General features: G+C 66.7%; 17 protein-coding genes. 7 read left to right on the top strand and 10 right to left on the bottom strand.

Going from position 1 to position 18,504, the window contains the following annotated elements; genetic code table 11:
• From ACVOKU_RS03385 to ACVOKU_RS03355, 7 genes are read left to right on the top strand one after another with little or no spacing between them, the layout of a single operon-like run.
• The gene (locus ACVOKU_RS03385) at positions 1-1,278 is read left to right on the top strand and encodes an NAD(P)/FAD-dependent oxidoreductase (RefSeq protein WP_481559069.1); all 1,278 of its coding nucleotides are present in this window, start codon (positions 1-3) and stop codon (positions 1,276-1,278) included.
• Positions 1,275-2,042: a DUF1365 domain-containing protein gene (locus tag ACVOKU_RS03380; protein WP_481559068.1), complete on the top strand. Its 768-nt coding sequence runs from the start codon at positions 1,275-1,277 to the stop codon at positions 2,040-2,042. The genes ACVOKU_RS03385 and ACVOKU_RS03380 overlap by 4 nt, the downstream gene beginning before the upstream one ends.
• Complete coding sequence (locus tag ACVOKU_RS03375; RefSeq protein WP_481559067.1) at positions 2,039-3,298, top strand: class I SAM-dependent methyltransferase; 1,260 nt, start codon at positions 2,039-2,041, stop codon at positions 3,296-3,298. The genes ACVOKU_RS03380 and ACVOKU_RS03375 overlap by 4 nt, the downstream gene beginning before the upstream one ends.
• A gap of 1 nt (position 3,299) precedes the next feature.
• Entirely contained in the window at positions 3,300-3,848 is a 549-nt protein-coding gene (locus tag ACVOKU_RS03370; RefSeq protein ID WP_481559066.1) for a DUF2878 domain-containing protein, read from the top strand.
• On the top strand, positions 3,845-4,630 hold the full coding sequence (locus tag ACVOKU_RS03365) for a DUF1295 domain-containing protein (protein ID WP_481559065.1): 786 nt from the start codon (positions 3,845-3,847) through the stop codon (positions 4,628-4,630). Before ACVOKU_RS03370 ends, ACVOKU_RS03365 begins: the two co-directional genes overlap by 4 nt.
• A complete protein-coding gene (locus ACVOKU_RS03360; RefSeq protein ID WP_197571033.1) occupies positions 4,627-5,700 on the top strand; it encodes a class I SAM-dependent methyltransferase in 1,074 nt (357 codons plus the stop codon). The genes ACVOKU_RS03365 and ACVOKU_RS03360 overlap by 4 nt, the downstream gene beginning before the upstream one ends.
• Before the next feature lie 7 nt (positions 5,701-5,707).
• Complete coding sequence (locus ACVOKU_RS03355) at positions 5,708-6,241, top strand: lipocalin family protein (RefSeq protein ID WP_481559064.1); 534 nt, start codon at positions 5,708-5,710, stop codon at positions 6,239-6,241.
• Between the two features lie 31 nt (positions 6,242-6,272).
• Here ACVOKU_RS03355 and ACVOKU_RS03350 read toward each other — a convergent pair whose 3' ends face one another.
• The 10 genes from ACVOKU_RS03350 to ACVOKU_RS03305 form a co-directional block, all read right to left on the bottom strand.
• Positions 6,273-7,178 carry a hypothetical protein gene (locus ACVOKU_RS03350; RefSeq protein WP_481559063.1) on the bottom strand — a complete coding sequence of 302 codons (906 nt, stop codon included), beginning with the start codon at positions 7,176-7,178 and terminating at the stop codon, positions 6,273-6,275.
• Complete coding sequence (locus ACVOKU_RS03345) at positions 7,175-9,109, bottom strand: hypothetical protein (protein WP_481559062.1); 1,935 nt, start codon at positions 9,107-9,109, stop codon at positions 7,175-7,177. Before ACVOKU_RS03345 ends, ACVOKU_RS03350 begins: the two co-directional genes overlap by 4 nt.
• A gap of 186 nt (positions 9,110-9,295) precedes the next feature.
• Positions 9,296-10,048, bottom strand: coding sequence for a SapC family protein (locus tag ACVOKU_RS03340; RefSeq protein ID WP_053518557.1), 753 nt, complete (start codon positions 10,046-10,048; stop codon positions 9,296-9,298).
• Between the two features lie 110 nt (positions 10,049-10,158).
• Positions 10,159-10,431 carry a hypothetical protein gene (locus ACVOKU_RS03335; RefSeq protein ID WP_005409616.1) on the bottom strand — a complete coding sequence of 91 codons (273 nt, stop codon included), beginning with the start codon at positions 10,429-10,431 and terminating at the stop codon, positions 10,159-10,161.
• 156 nt (positions 10,432-10,587) lie between these two features.
• A complete protein-coding gene (gene fusA, locus ACVOKU_RS03330; RefSeq protein WP_481559061.1) occupies positions 10,588-12,624 on the bottom strand; it encodes an elongation factor G in 2,037 nt (678 codons plus the stop codon).
• A gap of 370 nt (positions 12,625-12,994) precedes the next feature.
• Positions 12,995-13,756, bottom strand: coding sequence for a heme ABC transporter ATP-binding protein (locus ACVOKU_RS03325; RefSeq protein WP_481559060.1), 762 nt, complete (start codon positions 13,754-13,756; stop codon positions 12,995-12,997).
• Positions 13,753-14,796, bottom strand: a complete 1,044-nt coding sequence (locus ACVOKU_RS03320) for a FecCD family ABC transporter permease (RefSeq protein ID WP_481559059.1) — start codon at positions 14,794-14,796, stop codon at positions 13,753-13,755. Before ACVOKU_RS03320 ends, ACVOKU_RS03325 begins: the two co-directional genes overlap by 4 nt.
• Positions 14,793-15,845 carry a heme/hemin ABC transporter substrate-binding protein gene (locus ACVOKU_RS03315; protein ID WP_481559058.1) on the bottom strand — a complete coding sequence of 351 codons (1,053 nt, stop codon included), beginning with the start codon at positions 15,843-15,845 and terminating at the stop codon, positions 14,793-14,795. The genes ACVOKU_RS03320 and ACVOKU_RS03315 overlap by 4 nt, the downstream gene beginning before the upstream one ends.
• A 51-nt stretch (positions 15,846-15,896) precedes the next feature.
• Positions 15,897-17,285 (bottom strand): YncE family protein, encoded by a 1,389-nt coding sequence (locus ACVOKU_RS03310; RefSeq protein WP_481559057.1) that lies wholly within the window; start codon positions 17,283-17,285, stop codon positions 15,897-15,899.
• Positions 17,286-17,407: 122 nt separating this feature from the next.
• Positions 17,408-18,436 (bottom strand): alpha/beta hydrolase, encoded by a 1,029-nt coding sequence (locus ACVOKU_RS03305; RefSeq protein WP_481559056.1) that lies wholly within the window; start codon positions 18,434-18,436, stop codon positions 17,408-17,410.
• Between the last annotated feature and the right edge of the window lie 68 nt (positions 18,437-18,504).

The following is an 18,504-nucleotide window of genomic DNA, read 5'->3' as shown; positions in this document are numbered from 1 at the left end:
ATGCGCATCGCAGTCATCGGCTCGGGAATCTCTGGCCTGGCCAGTGCATGGTGGCTGGACGGCGAACATGACGTCACGTTGTTCGAGGCCAACGACTATCTCGGCGGACACACCCACACCCACGACATCGAGCTGGGCGGGACGCGGATGGCTGTGGACACCGGGTTCATCGTGTTCAATCCGCTGCACTATCCGCTGCTGAGCGCGCTGTTCGACGAGCTGGGGGTCACCTCGCGGCCCACCACCATGAGTTTCTCCATGCACAGCGAGCGTTCGGGCGTGGAGTACAACGCCACCTCGCTGGACGGCCTGTTCTGCCAGCGACGCAACCTCGTTTCGCCGCGCTTCTGGGGAATGCTCTCCGACCTGCGGCGCTTCTATCGCGATGCGCCGCTGCTGCTGGCCGAGCAGGAAGGTCCAACGCTGGGCGACTACCTGCGCAGCCAGCGCTATGGCCAAGCCTTCGTCGACGAGCATCTGCTGCCGATGGCGTCGGCGTTGTGGTCGTCGCCGACGGCGACCGTCCTGGACTTCCCCGCACGCTACCTGGCCCAGTTCATGGCCAACCACCAGATGCTGCAGATGACCGGCCGCGCGCCGTGGCGGGTGGTGGAAGGTGGTTCGGCGCGCTACGTGGACGCCCTGCGCCGCCGCTGGCGGGTGCACGAGCGCCTGGAGTGTCCCGTCCTCGCCGTCGAGCGGATGCCCTGGGGCGCGCGCGTGCACAGCGCTGCCGGCGTGGAAGGATTCGATGAAGTGATTCTCGCCTGCCACAGCAACCAGGCGCTGGCACTGCTGGCCGATGCCGATCCGATCGAGCGTGACGTACTCGGTGCCATCCGCTACCAGCCCAACGACGTCGTACTGCACACCGATGCATCCCTGCTGCCCCGCAACCGCAAGGCATGGGCTGCATGGAACGCGCATGTGCCACGCGATCCCGCCGCCCCCTGCACCGTCAGCTACTGCATGAACCTGCTGCAGGGACTGCCCGGCGACATCCCGCTGGTCGTGACGCTCAACCGCACCGAGGCGATCGACCCACGCCGCATACTGCGCCGCATGAGCTATGCACACCCGGTGCACGATCATGCTGCGGTCCGAGCCCAGCAGCGCTGGGCCGACGTACAGGGCCGCCGCCATACCTGGTTCGCCGGTGCCTACTGGGGGTGGGGTTTCCACGAAGATGGCATCCGCAGTGCCCGTCGTGTCGTCGACGCGATGCGGACCTGTTCCCCGCAGCCACGTCCCATGACGCAGGACGAGGCCGCCGCATGAGCGCCAGCGCCCTCTACTTCGGCCACGTGATACACCGCAGGCACCAGCCGCACGCGCACGCCTTCCGCTACCCGGTCGCGCAACTGCTGCTTGATCTCGACGAGCTGGACACGATCTTTGCCGGACGATGGCTGTGGTCCGTAAACCGTCGCAATCTGGCGGAGTTCCGGCGCAGCGACTACTTCGGCGACCCCTCGATGCCGCTTGCCGAGGCGGTCCGCCGCCATGTCGCAGGCGTGCGGGGTCATCGCCCGGCGGGTCCCATCCGCCTGCTGACCCATCTGCGCTTCGGCGGCCACGTCTTCAATCCGGTCAGTTTCTATTACTGCTACCAGCCTGACGGCAGCACACTGGACTGCATCGTGGCCGACATCACCAATACGCCCTGGAAAGAGCGCCACGCCTACGTCCTGTCAGTAGCAGAAGCGGCCAGCGAGCCGGGCTCACTGCGCTGGCAGTTCCAGAAGCGCTTCCATGTGTCGCCCTTCATGGCGATGGACTGCACCTACGACTGGCGGTTCAGCACGCCCGGCGAGGACCTCAGGATTCACATGCAGGTTCTGCAGGAGGGCGTGCGCCAGTTCGACGCCACGCAGCACATGCAGCGACGACCGCTGGACGCGCGCGGCCTGGCGAAGGTGCTCACCCTGTATCCATTGATGACCGTACAGGTCGTTGCAGCGATTCACTGGCATGCGCTGCGGTTGTGGCTCAAGCGCAACCCTGTCCATGACCACCCCTCACTTGCCGGAAAACCGCGATGAACGAGATGACTCCATCGGCAGCCATGCCCCGGGCCGGCGCGCTCGACGCATACCTGCGCCAACGCCTGCTGTCCCAGCTTGCGCCGCTGCGCGAAGGCCAGCTGCGGGTACGGGATGCCCTCGGCGAAACACTGCTGGGCGACGCTGCGGGGGAAATGCATGTCACTGTGACCATCGATGACCCGGCGTTCTACCGCAAAGTCGCCGCACAAGGCAGCGTAGGCGCCGGCGAGAGCTACATCCATGGCGACTGGCAGTGCGACGACCTGGTTGCGCTGGTACGCCTGCTGGTGCGCAACCGCGACCTGCTGGACGGCATGGAACGTGGCCCTGCACGCATCGGCGGCTGGCTGCTGCGCGGCTGGAACCGGCTGCGCCGCAACAGCCGCGAAGGCAGCCGGCGCAACATCGCGGCTCATTACGATCTCGGCAACGACTTCTTCGCCCTGTTCCTGTCAACGGACCTGATGTATTCATCGGCGCTGTTCGCCAGCGAGCAGGACACGCTCGAGGACGCCTCGCGACGCAAGCTCGATCGCATCTGCCAGCAGCTGCGCCTGGCACCCGGAGACCGGGTGGTCGAGATCGGCACGGGCTGGGGCGGATTCGCACTGCATGCCGCGCAGCATTACGGCTGCCATGTCACTACCACCACGATCTCCGCCGAGCAGCATGCGCTCGCCACGGCGCGGGTGCGCGCCGCGGGCCTGGAGGATCGCATCACCCTGCTGATGAAGGACTATCGCGACCTGGACGGGCAGTACGACAAGCTGGTCTCGATCGAGATGATCGAAGCGATCGGCGCCCAGTATCTGGACACCTACATGGCCACCCTGCAACGGCTGCTCACGCCGGACGGGCTGGCCCTGCTGCAGGCGATCACCATTGAAGACCACCGCTACGAGCAGGCGCGCCGAAGCGTGGACTACATCAAACGCCACGTGTTCCCCGGCAGCTTCATCCCTTCCATCAACGCGATCATGGCCGCCAAGACCCGTGCCAGCGATCTGCAGCTGCTGGCGCAGCAGGACTTCGGTCATTCCTATGCGCTCACGCTGCGGGCGTGGCGCCAGCGATTCCTCGCACAGCTTCCCGCAGTGCATGCGCAGGGGTTCGACGCGCGGTTCTGCCGTCTGTGGGAGTTCTACCTGGCCTACTGCGAGGGCGGCTTCCTGGAACGTTCGATCGGCGTTTCACACCTGCTGCTGGCACGCCCCGGCCATCGGGGCAGCGCGCACGCCACGGGTGCACACTGACATGCGCCGCACCTGGCTCAATCTGCTCGGCAATCAGGCGGTCTGGCTGTGCGCGGTCGCCGGCGCCGGGCACGGGCTGCAATGGCCAGCACTGCTGGCCGCCACACTGTTCGTGGCCAGCCAGCTCAGCACCAGTCCCCTGCCCCGGGTCGAGCTCCGCCTGCTGGTCCTGGCCCTGGCCTGTGCGTGGCTGGTCGATGGCGTCGCTGCCGCCGCGGGCGTGGTGCGTTATGCCGCTGCGCCCCTGGGCTGGGTACCACCGCCCTGGATCCTCGCACTCTGGGCGTCCTTCGCGATGACGATCAATGCATCGATGGCCTTCCTGCAGCGGCACACGGTGCTCCCCGTGTGCTTTGGCCTGCTGCTTGCCCCGCTGGCGTACCTGTCCGCCAGCCGCGGCTTCGACGCCGTGGAGCTTTCGTCCCCGGCCTGGAAAGGCCTGCTGACGCTGGGTATCGGCTGGAGCATCGCCCTGCCGCTGCTGTGCATCGCCGCGCGTCGCTGGTCGAGGGCGGCCATCCACCCACCCTTTGCCGGAGCCCGACCATGAACGCCCTGCCCTGGGTTGCCCTGTATGCCCTGCTCATCTTGGCCTGGGGATGGGCATGGCAACGTCGCCACCGCAACATCGGCATCGTCGATGTGCTGTGGGCGAAGGGCGTAGGTGCGTCAGCGCTGATACTGGCCCTGCTCGGTGACGGCGCCACGCTGCCGCGCGTGGCCCTTGCGGTGCTGGGCGGCCTGTGGGGCGGCCGACTCGCACTGCACCTGTGGGGCCGCGTGCGGCGCGAGGCCGAGGATGGGCGTTACCGATACCTGCGAGATCACTGGCAGAGCCACCAGGGCAAGATCTTCGGCTTCTTCATCGCCCAGGCGCTGCTGATCGTGCTGTTCTCCCTGCCATTCGTGGCCGTCGCCAGCAACGACTCGCCCGCCACGGCGGGCTGGGTTGCCGCCGCTGCCGCGGTCTGGCTGTTGAGCGTCGGCGGCGAGGCGCTGGCCGACCATCAGCTCGCACGGTTCCGCGCCGACCCGGCCAACAAGGGGCGCACCTGCCGCACCGGCCTCTGGCGGTACTCGCGGCACCCCAACTACTTCTTCGAATGGCTGCACTGGTTCACCTACGTCCTGCTCGCGGCCGGCTCGCCATTGGGCTGGCTTGCCTGGACAGGACCGGTGCTGATGTACCTGTTCCTGCGCTATCTCAGCGGCATTCCCTTCACCGAAAAGCAGGCGTTGCGCAGCCGTGGTGAGGACTACCGCGACTACCAGCGCAGCACGCCGATGTTCTTCCCGTGGTTCCCGCGTTCGTCCAAGGAGCACCTGCCATGACTGTCGCCACATCACTCGCAACGCCTGCCGATCCGGAAACCGGGCTGATCGCCTGGGCCGAGCGCGGCCTCATTCCGGATGTGGCCCTGCGCTCCGGTATCCGCCGGCTGTGCGCCCAACGCCTCCAGGAAGAGAGTGCCGGGGGCATCGAGGCGCAGTCCGCGCGCTTCAACCAGTGCCTTGAGCAGTTGGCCGGCAGCCCGGTCGCGCTTCATGTCGATGCCGCCAACCGGCAACACTATGAAGTCCCCGCCGCATTCTTCCAGGCCTGCCTGGGCAAGCGCCTGAAATACAGCAGCTGCTATTACCCGAGCGGTCGCGAGACCCTGGACGAAGCCGAAGTCGCCATGCTCGAGCTCTACGGCGAGCGTGCCAGCCTGGCTGACGGGCAGCACATCCTTGAACTGGGGTGTGGCTGGGGCTCGCTGACCCTGTGGATGGCCGAGCGCTTCCCGGGGGCGCGCATCACGGCGGTGTCCAATTCGCACAGCCAGCGCCAGCACATCCTTGAACAGTGCAGGCTGCGCGGGCTGGGCAATGTCGAGGTGATCACCTGCGATGTGAACCGGCTGGAGCTGCCCGCCGGCCGTTTCGACCGCTGCGTTTCGGTGGAGATGTTCGAGCACGTCCGCAACCATGCGCAGCTGATGTCACGCATCGCGCAGTGGCTGAAGCCCGACGGCGCGCTGTTCGTGCACATCTTCGCCCACCGCACCCTGATGTACCCCTTTGAAACCGAAGGCGGCGACAACTGGATGGGGCGGCACTTCTTCACGGGCGGGCTAATGCCTGCCGCTGACACCCTGCTGCACTTCCAGCAGGACCTGCGCCTGCAGCGGCGCTGGCTGCTGGATGGCACGCATTACCAGCGCACGGCTGACCACTGGCTGGCGAACCAGGATGCCGCGCGTGAACGCATCATGCCGATCCTGGAGGCAACCTATGGCAGGCCGGCGGCAAAGCAGTGGTGGAACCGCTGGCGCATGTTCTGGATGGCCTGCGCCGAGTTGTTCGGCTACGACAACGGCCAGCAGTGGCTGGTTGCCCATTACCTGTTCCGGCCACGTTGAGGTCACCATGCGCCCCCTTCCGCTGCTCTCGTTCCTGGCGATCGCCCTGTTCGGCACCGGCTGCAGTTCAAGTGACCTGCGCCCCCTGCCGCGGCCGCAGGCGGTCGACGTTCCCCGCTTCATGGGCGACTGGTACGTCATCGCCCATATCCCGTCCTGGCCGGAACGCGAAGCGTTTGACGCCATTGAAAGCTACGCGCCGCGGCCGGACGGCCGCATCCAGACCACCTTCACCTATCGCAAGGGCAGTTTCGACGCACCACAGCGATCGATGCACCCGATCGGCAGGGTCGAGAAGGAAGGCAACGGCGCCATCTGGGGCATGCAGTTCGTATGGCCCATTCAGGCCGAGTACGTCATTGCCTGGATCGATAGCGACTACCAGCAGACCATCGTTGCGCGTAGCAAGCGCGACTACGTGTGGTACATGGCCCGCACCCCGCAGGTCTCCGCGGAGGACTATGCGCAGGCAGTGAAGCGCATCGCCGAGATGGGATACGACACCCGCGAACTGCGGCGCGTGCCGCAGTCACTGCGCTAGTCCAACGACTCAGCGGAGGCTCCATCACCTGCTAGAGAGCCTTCCGCAGCTCCCGGAACACAGCTGGATGTGCCAGGTATCGAAGCACGTCGTGTGCATCCTCAACACCGTTGTCGACGTCCGCCATGTTGTGCACTTGGTCGCAGCCAAAGCTCTTGACGGTCAGTTCCGGGTGCAGGGCGACGAAGTCCTCCTCATCGGAAACGTTCAACCAATGCTTCACATTCGGAAGGCATCGAAGCGGCGGGCCAATTCCGACCTTGACCACATTCACCCCAAGCGGCGAACCGCAGGTCAGCAGGAGCCGGCAGCCGACCACGGAATGCAAGCGACGCAGAAGGTCATAGGCGATGACCGATCCGAGCGAATGCCCGATCACCACCACCTCTTCATCTGTCCGGAGTGAATCGAACAACTGTTCACGGACCTTTGCGTCGATGCGCGCCTTCAATCCGGGCTTCTGCAGGTACGCCGACGCCTGCCGCAGGAACTGACGCGCAACCGCCTTTCCTCGATCAGGCAGGATGCTTTCCAAAGCGCGTGCGATCGCTTTCAGCCACTTTTTGTGGATTCCTTTTGCCATGCGCTTTGCGGACAAAGGTTCATCGCCGGGATCAAGGGCCAGCGCAACCTGCGCATCAGAAATGCCATTGCCCCGCTGATATTCGATATAGAGTTCGGCGATCCGATCATCCACATAGTCCGAGTCCAGTGCATCCGGCCCCATCGGCGTGACTGCCGGCCCACTCTTGCCCCACGACTCGGTCTCCTCATGCAGCAGATCGCCGTAGAAGGCCGCGTGGAAGGTCACGTGGTCGGGAATGCTCATGCCCGCCGCCACCGCCCCCTTGCGCAGGGCATCGCCCCAGCTGCTGCGGATGATCTCCTCGGACTTTCCCTGGTTGTTGATTCCATGGATCAGCAGAATCTTGGTCACAGCAGAACCTCGGTTGGGACATCGATCAGCACGTCATCACCGCCACCCTGCCCCAGCTCGACAAAGCGATAGTTGAAGGCCTTGAGGAAGACGGGCACACCCTTGCCGAAAAGGCGGGGCGTAGCGCCGCCATGGATGTGTTCGGCGATGACCCGGATATCGCGTGGCACGTAGGAATCCGCTGAGCGCAACAGGCTCCAGCCCGAGCGATGGGCTGGCAGCGTCCCCCAAAGCGGCACCCCTCTCAAGCCGCTGTAGCCGCGCCAGCCTATGTGCGGCGAAACAGCTTTGAATCCATCGCCATCGCGCTCTCCCTCCACCGCAGGCAGAGCCGCAAACGCGATTTTTCGTGAACCCTCCTGCACCCATTCGATCTTGTCGGCACACAGCAGGGCCAGATCGAATGGAAGAACGGGCTGCCCTGTTCCTGCGTCCAGCCCCCGTCGTGCCAGACGTTGCGCGAGCTGGATGACCCGATCGCGCCGTCCCGAATACTCGTAGAGGTAGCCTGCCAGCACCGCCAGGTGCGGGAATGCCTCTCCATCCCTGGCAAAGGCCGCTGCCAATGCATCGGCGCGCGCCAGGGGGCGGCGCGCACGCCTCTCGCCCTGGCTCGACTCGTTCAGGCCGGGCTGCCATTGGTTGGTGTCGGGCCGGTAGAGAACGGCCTGCTTCGGCTCCTCTCCCAGGACTGCCGTAGCCACGCCCGGGTAGCTGGACAGCAGCAGGAAGTCGTCTCCTGCAGGCATAAGCATCGGCATGCCATCAAACTGCGAGGTACGGATCGCGCGCATACCGGCGACGCGCAGGGTATCCACGCGACTGCTCGTCCCGACGGCCACGAATGCCGGCAGGTGATCGCAGAAAACAGCCAAAGGTTCATCATCCCGTGATCGATCCACGAAGCCATCGCGCCGCCAGGACGGCCTCACACCCCGCTCCAACCCACTACGAGACGCAAGGGGCATCTGCAACGAAAACTGCATGTGCGCGACCATCATCTGCGAACGTCGCGCCGCGAGCTCGAGGGCATTCCTCGATGGAGGCTCCACTCCCGGGCGATTGTCCGCTGGAGGCCCGTAGCGACCTGCCGCAACGGGGAGAGCCGTCACTGGCGCGAGACCCTGCAGCCGCTTGTAGTCATTGTGAGGCGGCCGGATCTGCGTGTCGATTGTCGGGGAACATGCCTCGCCGAGCAGCTCGGCCCGGCGAGGTACTTCGAACTCCAGATAGTCTGCAAGCCGATGGTTGGTCACGACCGGCCTGAACTCGTGGTTGTCGTGCTCGACGGCTTCGGCGACATTGCCGGACAACGCATCGATCAGCACGTCTGAGAAAAGACAATAGGCAGGCGCTTCACCGGTAGCATCGATGTGGAAAGCCGCCTGGCCCTGTTGGCAGGACAGGAAACGGTCCACCTGCAGCGGGCGTGCAGTCCCCTTCTTGCTCACGATCGAGTCGCCGGTCAGCTTCAATGAGTCACTGCCGACCACGCGGCAGGCGTCACCGACCAGGCACAACTGACCCGCGCGCGCCTGCGGGTTGCTGCCGCCGATGTTGTACTCCGCCAGGCTGCGGCGCAGCGCTTCCACGTCGATCGCTTCCCGCCGGTCGTTGCCAGCATTGGTCAGCAGCCAGAACTCGTTGACATCCGAAGCAATCGCGCCGTGTCCGGCGAAGTACACCACCAGGCGGTCGATGAAATTCGTGGCAAGAAACTGCCCGATCCGGCGCCGCAACAGGTCCACGGTGATGCCATCCTGCGCGATCTCCGGGCTCTCGTCATCGTCTCCCAGATAGAGAACGGCATAGCTCTCCTGCAACGCCCAATCCTGCAGGCGGCGCGCTGAATTCACCGTCCCCGGCAGGTCGCCGTACGCTCCCATGTAACGGGATACGGCGATGATGACCATTGCCTTGTTCATCCCCATGCACGTCATCTCCGGACCTGCCGACAGCGCCTTAGCCCCCTTCAACGCCCCTAGGGAGACTGCTCCTCCTACCCAGCCTAGCACTCCGGCAACCAACACCCAAGCGCCCGATGTTGCTCGCGCCAGGTGCCACACAAAGCGCGCAGACCGGGCCCCGCTGCGCGGGAGCCCGGCCCTTCAGCCCGCTCAGGCTGCCAGGCGTTCGACCTGGCGACGGGTCAGGTCGTTGAAGCGGCCCAGCGACATCAGGTGCTGATGGATCAGGGCCAGCCAGCCGCTGCGGTGCCATTCGATCACGGTTTCCTCCGGCAGCGCGACGAACTTCTCGACGTCGACCACCTGGAAGCCGTTGAGGTTGAACTCCTGGCCGTTCGGAGCGCGTACGGTCGCGTTGCGCTCGACCAGCAGTCCCTTTTCGATGAGCGCCTTGGAGAAGGCCTGGGTCTGCTCGTGCTCGCGGGTGTACTGCCCGCAGAACTCCAGCGCCTGCTGCACCATGTCGGTGGCCTTGCCGTCGGCGAACAGCGCCTGACCTTCTTCGCCTCCCTTGACCACGCGCGGGCTCGCTTCATCGATGCCGAGCAGGAAGTCATTGTCCGCGCCGGTGTCGATGAAGATGAAGGGATGGCGACGCAGATAGGCCGGAACGTAGGCCTCGTCTTCCCACAGCCCGTCCTTGATGAACAGGTTCTCGTTGGTCACGCCGACGGCAGCCATCGGAACGGCGCCGGGGCCGGCGAACAGGATCGGGAAATGGTGCAGTGCCAGCGAGAACTCGCCGAGCACCAGCGGAATGGCATTGTTGCCGGCGGCAAAATCAAGCTTGCCCGGCAGGATGCGCAGGTCGGCGTGCACATCAGCCTGCAGCGGCACCGGACGGGTGTAGAACAGGGGGGTGCCGGCCTGCGCCGCTTCGGTGGTGGTGTCGCTGGTGGTCATCGTAGGAACCGTTTCATCATGCGCGCCTGCCATCCCGGGCGCGCCAGCGGGAACAACCTGAATCCCGCATTATCAACAAGCCGGGTGACGACCACCACCCCGGCACCGACTTATTTCAGCTGCAGCGGATAGCGCTGCCACAGGACGTGGACAAGGAAGCCCGCCAGCTCGGTGTCGCGCGCACTGACCGCGGCGCGGATCTTGTCCAGCAGGACCATGTCACTGCAGGAGCGCACGTCCGCGTGGTTGGCCTGCCCTGCCCGGCGTGCGCGGTAACGCGCGGCCCGCTGCGCATCGCTCATTGCGTACCCGAATTTGGGCGGACGACCGCGCTTGCGCGGCAGGGTCAGCTCCAGGGTTCCGGGGTCTTTGTCATCACGCATGAGTGGGGGCAGACAGCGGCAAGCAACGGCGGGTGCGCAATTTATCGTGAGGCATCACTTTAATCCAGCTTTTTCTACACTTTTGTTGCACCGCAATGCGCCCTGCTGCCACTCGCCGGCAGCAAGAGGGGCCCGCGAACGGGCCCCTTGCACACTTCAGGCAGCGCGTACCGGCTCGTAACCGTGCAGGTGCGCCTCACTGCTGGCGCGCCCCTGGCTGAGCGAGCGCAACGCAGTGGTGTAGCCCACCAGCTGCGCCAGCGGCGCAAAGCCGCTCACCTCGGCGCGACCGTCCTGGTCCTCGATGCGCGCGACGCGACCGTGGCGACGGTTGAGGTCGCCGACCACATCCCCCACCGACGCCGACGGCGAATGCACCGTTACCGCCATCACCGGCTCCAGCACCTGCGTGCCGGCACTGGCCAGCGCGGCCCTCACGGCCTCACTGCCGGCCCGGTGGAACGCCATGTCCGAGGAATCCTTGGCATGGGTCTGGCCGTCCACCAGGGTCACTTCGATGCCCACGACCGGATGCCCATGCGGCCCTTCCGACAGCGCCGCACGCACACCCTTCTCCACCGCTGCGATGAAGCCACGGGGAATCACGCCCCCTGCAATGCGGTCGTTGAACACCACCTGGTCGTCCTCGCGCGGCGCCACGTCCAGCACCACATGGGCGAACTGGCCCTGGCCGCCGCTCTGCTTGACGACCCTGCCGACAACGCCGGAGACCGCGCGCAACGGCGTTTCCTGGTAGGCAACGCGCGGCGAACCGATGCCGACATCGACCTTCCATTCGCTGCGCAGGCGCTCGACCATCACCTCCAGGTGCAGTTCGCCCATGCCCCATACCAGCGTTTCGCCGCTCTCAAGATCGGTTTCCACGCGGAACGAGGGATCCTCCTGGGCGAGGCTGGCCAGCCCCTGCGCCATGCGGATCAGGTCCGCTGCACGCGCAGGTTCCAGGCGCCACGCCAGCACCGGTGCCTGTGCCTGGATGCTCTCCAGGCGCAGCGGCTGGTCGCGTGCGCTCAGCGTTTCACCGCTGACTGCATCCTTCCAGCCCATCACCGCGACGATGTCACCAGCCACGGCCTGCTCGATGTCATGGGTCTGGTCCGCCTGCACCCGCACCAGACGGCTCACACGCCGACCCTGCGGATGCTGAGAGCTGGCCACAGCGTCGCCTGCCTTCAGCGTCCCCGAATACAGCCTCACGAAGCTCAGCGCACCGTGCTGCTGATGGGTGATCTTGAACAGCAGGCCCGCCAGCGGACCCTCCGGATCCGGCGGCAGCAGCACGTCGCCGGCCTCGCCTTCGGCAGTGACGGCAGGCCGATCCAACGGCGAAGGCAGGTAATCGACCACCGCATCCAGCAGCGCCTCGATGCCTTTGTCCTTGAACGCCGCACCCGCAAGCACCGGCACGCCCGCACCGGCCAGCGTCGCCCGCCGGAGTGCCGCGCGCAGCAGTTCCGCATCGATCACCCGGCCTTCCAGCCACGCATCGGCCAGACCCTCGTCATGGTCGGCCACGGCCTCCACCAGCGCGTCGCGCCGCGGTTGCCACTGGCTGCGTGCAGCGTCATCCCACGGCGTGATGGTCACCACGCCGCCGTCGCGCCACTGCAGCACGCGCTCATCCACCAGATCGACCCAGCCGTTGAAGTCGCTTTCGCTGCCCAGCGGCACACCCAGCGCCCACGGCCGCGCCTGCAGCTTGTCCTGCAGCTGCTCCAGCACGCGCTCGAACGAGGCGCCGACACGATCCATCTTGTTGACGAAGGCGATCAACGGCACCCGGTGCCGGCGCGCCTGGCGCCACACCGTTTCCGACTGCGGCTGCACGCCATCCACGGCAGAGAACACCGCAACGGCACCGTCGAGCACCCGCAGCGAACGCTCGACTTCAATGGCGAAATCGATGTGGCCCGGGGTGTCGATCAGGGTCAGCCGATGCGGCGGCAGATCGCGCGGCGCCCACTGCGCCTGCACGGCTGCTGCGCCGATGGTGATGCCACGTTCGCGCTCGATCGCCGAGAAATCGGTGGTGGCGTTGCCGTCATGGACCTCACCGACGCGGTGGATCTCGCCGCTCTTCCACAGCAGTCGTTCGGTGAGCGTGGTCTTGCCGGCGTCGATGTGGGCAATGATGCCGAGGTTGCGACGACGGGAAAGGATCTGGGTGTTCATGTGATGGGTTCCTGCAAGCCAACTTCGGGGGCCGCGCACCCCGGTTGGCGACAGGGTGCGCGGCTAGCGTTCGGTCTCGGCGATCTGGTGCATGGCACGTTCTCCTTGCGGTGCAGCGGGTGGATGAAAGGGACTGCGGAAACGAAAAGAGCGCCCCGGAGGGCGCTCTGTGGATGGTCCAACGGTGGCCGGTTCAGCGGCCCCGTCGAGCTCCAGGCAGACACGCCCGTTCCGCGCTTGCGCGGGTCAGGGTGAAAAACTTCAGGAGCGGCATCCGGTTCATGGGGCGCATTCTAGACCTGTGAATCTGGCGCGCAAGCGCTGATTGCGCGCACCAGTGGAACGATGAGGATTCCTTTCGCCGCCCGGATCAGGTGACCACCACCAGCGGCACGCCCCGCTTCGGATGCTCCAGTACGACCACGTCCTGCTGATAGACGCGTTGCAGCGTCTCCACGGTCAACACCTGCGCGGGTGAACCATCGGCGGCCACCCTGCCCTGCTCCAGCAGCACGATGCGGTCGGCATGGCCGGCGGCCAGATTCAGGTCGTGCAGCACCACGATCACGCACGCCCCGGCCTCGGCACAGGCACGCACGCTGCGCAGCGTGCGCTCCTGGTGGCGCAGATCCAGCGCGGCCGTCGGCTCATCAAGCAACAACAGCGGCGTGTCCTGCGCCAGCACGCGCGCGAACGTGGTCCGGGCCGATTCACCACCGGACAACTGCTGCACCTCGCGCAGGCGCAGCGCCTGCAGTTCGGTCGCGTCGATCGCGGCTTCCACCTGCGTGTCATCGCGTACGGGATCGGGCGGGTGTGGCAGGCGCCCCATCGCCACCACCTCCTCCACGCTGAAGGCGAAGCGCACGCCGTGCTCCTGCGGCATCACCGCGCGCTCGCGCGCCAGTGGTCCGGCCTTGTAGCTGGCCAGCGCTTTGCCAAGCAGGCTCACTTCACCCGCATCGGCATGCAGATCGCCCGCAGCCACAGCCAGCAGCGTCGATTTGCCAGCGCCGTTGGGCCCGACCAGTGCAGTGACCGTCGCCGGCTCGAACGCCAGGTTGATGCCGTGCAGGATCTCGCGCTGTCCGCGCCGCACCACGACATCGCGCAGTTGAAGCAGGCCCGTCATGGGGCTGCCTTGCGGCGCTGCTGCAGCACCAGCCAGAGGAAGAACGGTGCGCCCAGTGCGGCCGAGAACAGACCGAGCGGAATCTCCGCCGGCGGGTCGAGCGTGCGCGCGGCCGTATCGGCCACCACGATCAGCAGCGCCCCCAGCAGGCCGGAAAGAGGCAGCAACCAGCGGTGCCCCGGCCCCACCAGCAGGCGCGCCACGTGTGGCACCACCAGGCCGACGAAGCTGATCGAACCGGCGAACGCGACGGCCGCACCTACCAGCAGGGCACTGAACGCCACCAGCCGGCGGCGGGTCCGTGCCACGTCCAGGCCCAGATGCTGGGCCTGGCGTTCCCCCAGCGCCAGCATGTCCAGTGGCGTTGACAGGCGCTGCAGCGCGAACACGCCGATGGCGAACAACGGCACCACGGCGGCGACATCACTCCAGCTGGCGCGGGCCAGCGAACCCATCTGCCAGAACACCAGCGACTGCAGTTCGCTCTCGCTGGCAATGTAGGTCAGGAAACCGATCAGCGCCGAGCAGAACGCCGCCATGGCGATGCCGACCAGCAACAGGGTGGCATTGCCACTGCCCTTGCCCGGCCGGGCAAGCGCGTAGGTCAGGCCGATCGCCAGCGCACCGCCGACGAACGCGGCCACAGGCACCAGCCAGCCCGCCGCACCGGCGGCGCCCAGCACGATGGCGGCCACCGCACCCAGTGCAGCACCCTGGCTGACACCGACGATGCCGGGGTCGGCCAGCGGGTTACCGAACAGGCCCTGCAGGCTGGCACCGGCCATCGCCAGAGACGCGCCCACCATCGCACCCAGCAGGGCACGCGGAATGCGCAGTTGCCAGACCACGGCCAGATCGCGGCTGCTCACCGCCTGCGGATCGAGCAACCCCATCTTCACCGCCAGCGCCTGCATCACCTCCAGCGGCGGCAGCCGCAGCGGGCCCACGGCGAACGACGCCAGCACTGCCCCCAGCAGTGCCAGCAACACCACCATCAACATCGTCCGCCCGCGACGACGGCGCCGGTCCGCCGGACTCATGCCTTCGGCAGCGCCGCGAACGCCTTCGCCAGCGCCAGCGCACCGGCACCGGAGCCGACACTGGTGTACTTCAGCTGCACATCCGGCATCACCCAGACCCGGTTGGCCTGCCCGGCCGGCGTCTGCTTCAGCGTCGGGTACGACTTCCACAGACCCTCGGCACCGCCGAACAGCTGCAGATCGTGCTCGGTCACCAGAATCACCTCCGGTGCCGCGGCGACCACGCCCTCATTGCTCAGCTGCGAGTAGTTCTTCACTCCCGCTTCGGTGCCGATGTTGACGCCGCCGGCCAGCGCGATCAGTTGCGCCGATGCACTGTCGGCGCCCGCAACGGTCGGTGCGCCACCGGCACCGGTGGCCGACACATGGATCACACGCGGCGCATGGCCCAGGCCCCGGCCGATCGCTGCGGCCTCATCCAGCTGACGCTGCACCTGCGTGGCAAGCGTCTGCCCTGCTTCGGCCAGCCCGAGTGCGGCGGCGACCTTGCGCACCTTGTCCGGCGCCGGCTGCAGATCGTCGATGACCACCGCCGGCTCCCCCACCTCGCGCAGCTTCTTCGCCAGCTCGGTGTGGCGGCGCAGGCTGTTGCCCAGGAACAGCGAACCCTGCAGGCTCAGCACACCCTCCACACCCGTGGTGCGATTGAACAGGAACTGGTGCGGCGCAGCCCGGCCAGCCTCGGTGGTGGTGTTGGTCGGGGCGGCAAATACCTGCTTGCCCAGCCCCAGCGCCTCGATCACCGCGATGACGTCGTCGCCACCGGCGATGATCCGGCGGGTGTCGGTCACTGCGATATCGGCGCCGTCATCGGAATGCACCTTGGCCGGCAGCACGGCCTTCTGGTCATGCACGGCCGGCATCTCGGCACCGGCCACGCGTTGCCAGCCTGCCGGCAACGCGGTGTCCGCGGCGGCCGCCATTGCCGCCGGCGGTGGTTCGGAAGGCTTCTTCGCATCGGAGGGAGCCGACGAGCCGCCACAGGCAGCCAGTACCAGCGAGACGGCCAACGGAAGTGCGCACAGGCGCAGACGGGGCACGATGTTCATGGACGTTCTCCTTGCTGGCAGGGCGACGCGCACGCCGCCCTGCCGTGTGACTTACTGCTTCGGGGTGATGCGGGTGATGCGGTCACCCTTCGGGTCTTCAGCGCCGCGCGACTTGTTCACCGCGAACACGTTGCCCTTGCCATCGGCACGGACGTGGTTCGGCAAAGTGCCGCCGTCGAGGTTGGCGACCACCTTGCCCTCGCGGTCGACCACGGTCACGGTGCCGGCGCCACGGTTGCTGACATAGGCCAGGCCGGATGCATCATCGAAGGCGACGTTCAGCGCACCCGCGCCCACCGGCACATCGTGCAGCACCTTGCCGGCTGCGACGTCGACGATCAGCAGGTTGTCGGTGCCCTGCGACGCCACGTACAACCGGTTGCGCGTCGCGTCGAACGCCACGCCCGACGCGCTGATCGAGTTGCCCAGGTCGATCACCTTCTCGACCTCACCGCTGGCCACGTCGATCACCGCCGCCTCCGGCGTGCCGATGCTGACGGTGAACAGCTTGCCGCCCTTCTCGTCCAGCACCAGGCTCATCGGCGTGAACTTGCCGTCATCCACGCCCGATTCAAGCGTCACCGCGGGCAGCTCCTTGAACGTCTTCGCATCGAATACCGACAGGTGATCCTCACCGGTGGCCGAGGCAAACACCTTGCCGCGGGTACCATCGATCACCACGTCGCGCGCATGCGGCACCGCATCGACCGGGAACTGGTGCACCAGCGACAGATCCTTCTGGCGATAGACGGCCACGCTGTTCTGACGGGTATTGGTCACCCACACGTTGCCGTTGGCATCATCCACGCCCACGCCGTACACCGCATAGACCGCGCCGTTGGTACTGCCCGGCACCTGCGCCGGAGTGATCGCCTTGCTGACCTTCAGCGACGCCGGGTCGATCTTCAGCAGCTGCGACTGGGTCACCGGCGGCCGGCCGACCGCGGAGGTCACGAACAGCGCATTGCTGGCGGCGCTGTAGGCGGACTGGTACAGGCCCGGCACCAGCTTGTTGGACTGGGTGGTGAACTGCGCCTGGCCCGACAGCGGCAGCTGCGGCGAGACGCGCAGCTTCAGCACCGTCGCGGCGGCCGGCTGGCTCGCCCGCACCACGACCGGATGGGTGCCCGGCACGGCATCGGCGGGAATGGCCAGCTGGGTCTTGAAGTTGCCATCGGCATCAACCACCACCGGCTGGGCGTTCAACACGCTGTCGCCGCGCAGCAGGCTGACCTTCTGGCCCGGCACGAAGCCGCGACCGACCACATCGGCGGTGCTGCCCGGCACCACATTGTCGCCGCGCGAGACCACCTGGCCCTTGAACGTGGCGTTGGCCGGTTGATCGAATACCGGCTGTGCGGTGGCCGCGACGGCCAGCAGCAGGCCGGTGGCCAGAGTGGTGAAGCGAAGCGAAGGACGAAGGGAGGAACGGAACGACATGACAGGCTCCTTGCACACGTAGGCCGCGCCACGTGGCGCGGGATTCATCGGTTGCCTGGGCCGCTGCACGCGGGCAGCCTCGCCTGGGTAGTGGGGTCGCACGGCACACCGTGCGAAGGGATTCATTCGCTGGACGGCCCATCCGTTGTACTGGCGCCATCGCCTGCACTGCGATCGGTCACTCCGTACAGCTCATGCAGCGCCGCGTGGAAGGACGCCGGCAGCATCGGGCCATGACCCAGGCCAGGAAACTCGCGGTACTGCACGCTCAGGCCCGGCACCTTGGCCAGCCGCTCGGACAACTGCATCGCCGCATCCGGCGTGGCACCGCCAATGCGGCGCAGGTGCGCGACCACCCGTGGGTTGCTCAGGTCACGCTTGCCGCGGTCGCCGACGCGCTCGGCGCCTCCCAGCATCAACCAGACCCTCGCCGGCTGCCCATGCACGTTCTGCACGAACTGCTGTTCGGGATCGCCCAGCGCCGCGCCCTGCGCCCACCACAGTGACGGACTGGCGGCGAGATAGGCCTGGAACGCGGCCGGCCGGGTGTACAGCGCGTTGAGCACGAACAGGCCACCGAGCGAGTGCCCCCACAGCGCCTGCTGCCCGGTATCGACGTGCGCGCGACGCTCCACCTCGGGCTTGATGCGGCGTTCGATCACATCAAGAAACGCCGCAGCGCCCCCACCGACCGCCTGGGTTGCGCCGCTCTCGTCGTCGGCGCGATCGATCCATGCCGTGTAGTCACGGGTCCGCGCCTTCGAGTCGATGCGCAGGTCATTGTCATAGCCGATCAACACCAGCACCGGAGGCGCCTTGAGCGCTGCAAGTTCAGCCAGCAGCGGCTGGTCGAGCACCATCGCCACCGCATTGCCATCCAGCGCGTACAACACCGGCGAAGGTGCACTGGAGGCGCGGACCGGAATCGCCAGATTCACCCGCCAGCGGCGCTGCGTGTCGGCACTGTCGATCACGAAATGCTCGAAGCGATAGCTGGCGGCCGGCTCATCCAGCACGGTGTGGCCGATCTTCTGCAGCGGATTGCGCTGCTGCGCGTACGCATACGGGGTAGCCAGGAGCAGACCCATCATCAAGACGGCGAGGCCGCGGGCCAGCGGACCACGGTGCGGAGGCAGGACGAAATGCTTCATCGGAGGGCGACGTCAGCGGCCTGGGCCGCCATCTCACAAGGGACCGCAGTCTACCTTAAACGCGAATG

Source organism: Stenotrophomonas sp. STEN147, from assembly GCF_056757995.1.
This window is presented reverse-complemented; position numbering and strand designations above follow the sequence as displayed.

Bases quoted from the DNA above. Each gene is read 5' to 3' on its own strand.
- ACVOKU_RS03385 (WP_481559069.1), top strand. From the start codon at position 1: ATGCGCATCGCAGTCATCGGCTCGGGAATCTCTGGCCTGGCCAGTGCA.
- ACVOKU_RS03380 (WP_481559068.1), top strand. From the start codon at position 1,275: ATGAGCGCCAGCGCCCTCTACTTCGGCCACGTGATACACCGCAGGCAC.
- ACVOKU_RS03375 (WP_481559067.1), top strand. From the start codon at position 2,039: ATGAACGAGATGACTCCATCGGCAGCCATGCCCCGGGCCGGCGCGCTC.
- ACVOKU_RS03370 (WP_481559066.1), top strand. From the start codon at position 3,300: ATGCGCCGCACCTGGCTCAATCTGCTCGGCAATCAGGCGGTCTGGCTG.
- ACVOKU_RS03365 (WP_481559065.1), top strand. From the start codon at position 3,845: ATGAACGCCCTGCCCTGGGTTGCCCTGTATGCCCTGCTCATCTTGGCC.
- ACVOKU_RS03360 (WP_197571033.1), top strand. From the start codon at position 4,627: ATGACTGTCGCCACATCACTCGCAACGCCTGCCGATCCGGAAACCGGG.
- ACVOKU_RS03355 (WP_481559064.1), top strand. From the start codon at position 5,708: ATGCGCCCCCTTCCGCTGCTCTCGTTCCTGGCGATCGCCCTGTTCGGC.
- ACVOKU_RS03345 (WP_481559062.1), bottom strand. From the start codon at position 9,109: ATGGGGATGAACAAGGCAATGGTCATCATCGCCGTATCCCGTTACATG.
- ACVOKU_RS03340 (WP_053518557.1), bottom strand. From the start codon at position 10,048: ATGACCACCAGCGACACCACCACCGAAGCGGCGCAGGCCGGCACCCCC.
- ACVOKU_RS03335 (WP_005409616.1), bottom strand. From the start codon at position 10,431: ATGCGTGATGACAAAGACCCCGGAACCCTGGAGCTGACCCTGCCGCGC.
- fusA (WP_481559061.1), bottom strand. From the start codon at position 12,624: ATGAACACCCAGATCCTTTCCCGTCGTCGCAACCTCGGCATCATTGCC.
- ACVOKU_RS03325 (WP_481559060.1), bottom strand. From the start codon at position 13,756: ATGACGGGCCTGCTTCAACTGCGCGATGTCGTGGTGCGGCGCGGACAG.
- ACVOKU_RS03320 (WP_481559059.1), bottom strand. From the start codon at position 14,796: ATGAGTCCGGCGGACCGGCGCCGTCGTCGCGGGCGGACGATGTTGATG.
- ACVOKU_RS03315 (WP_481559058.1), bottom strand. From the start codon at position 15,845: ATGAACATCGTGCCCCGTCTGCGCCTGTGCGCACTTCCGTTGGCCGTC.
- ACVOKU_RS03310 (WP_481559057.1), bottom strand. From the start codon at position 17,285: ATGTCGTTCCGTTCCTCCCTTCGTCCTTCGCTTCGCTTCACCACTCTG.
- ACVOKU_RS03305 (WP_481559056.1), bottom strand. From the start codon at position 18,436: ATGAAGCATTTCGTCCTGCCTCCGCACCGTGGTCCGCTGGCCCGCGGC.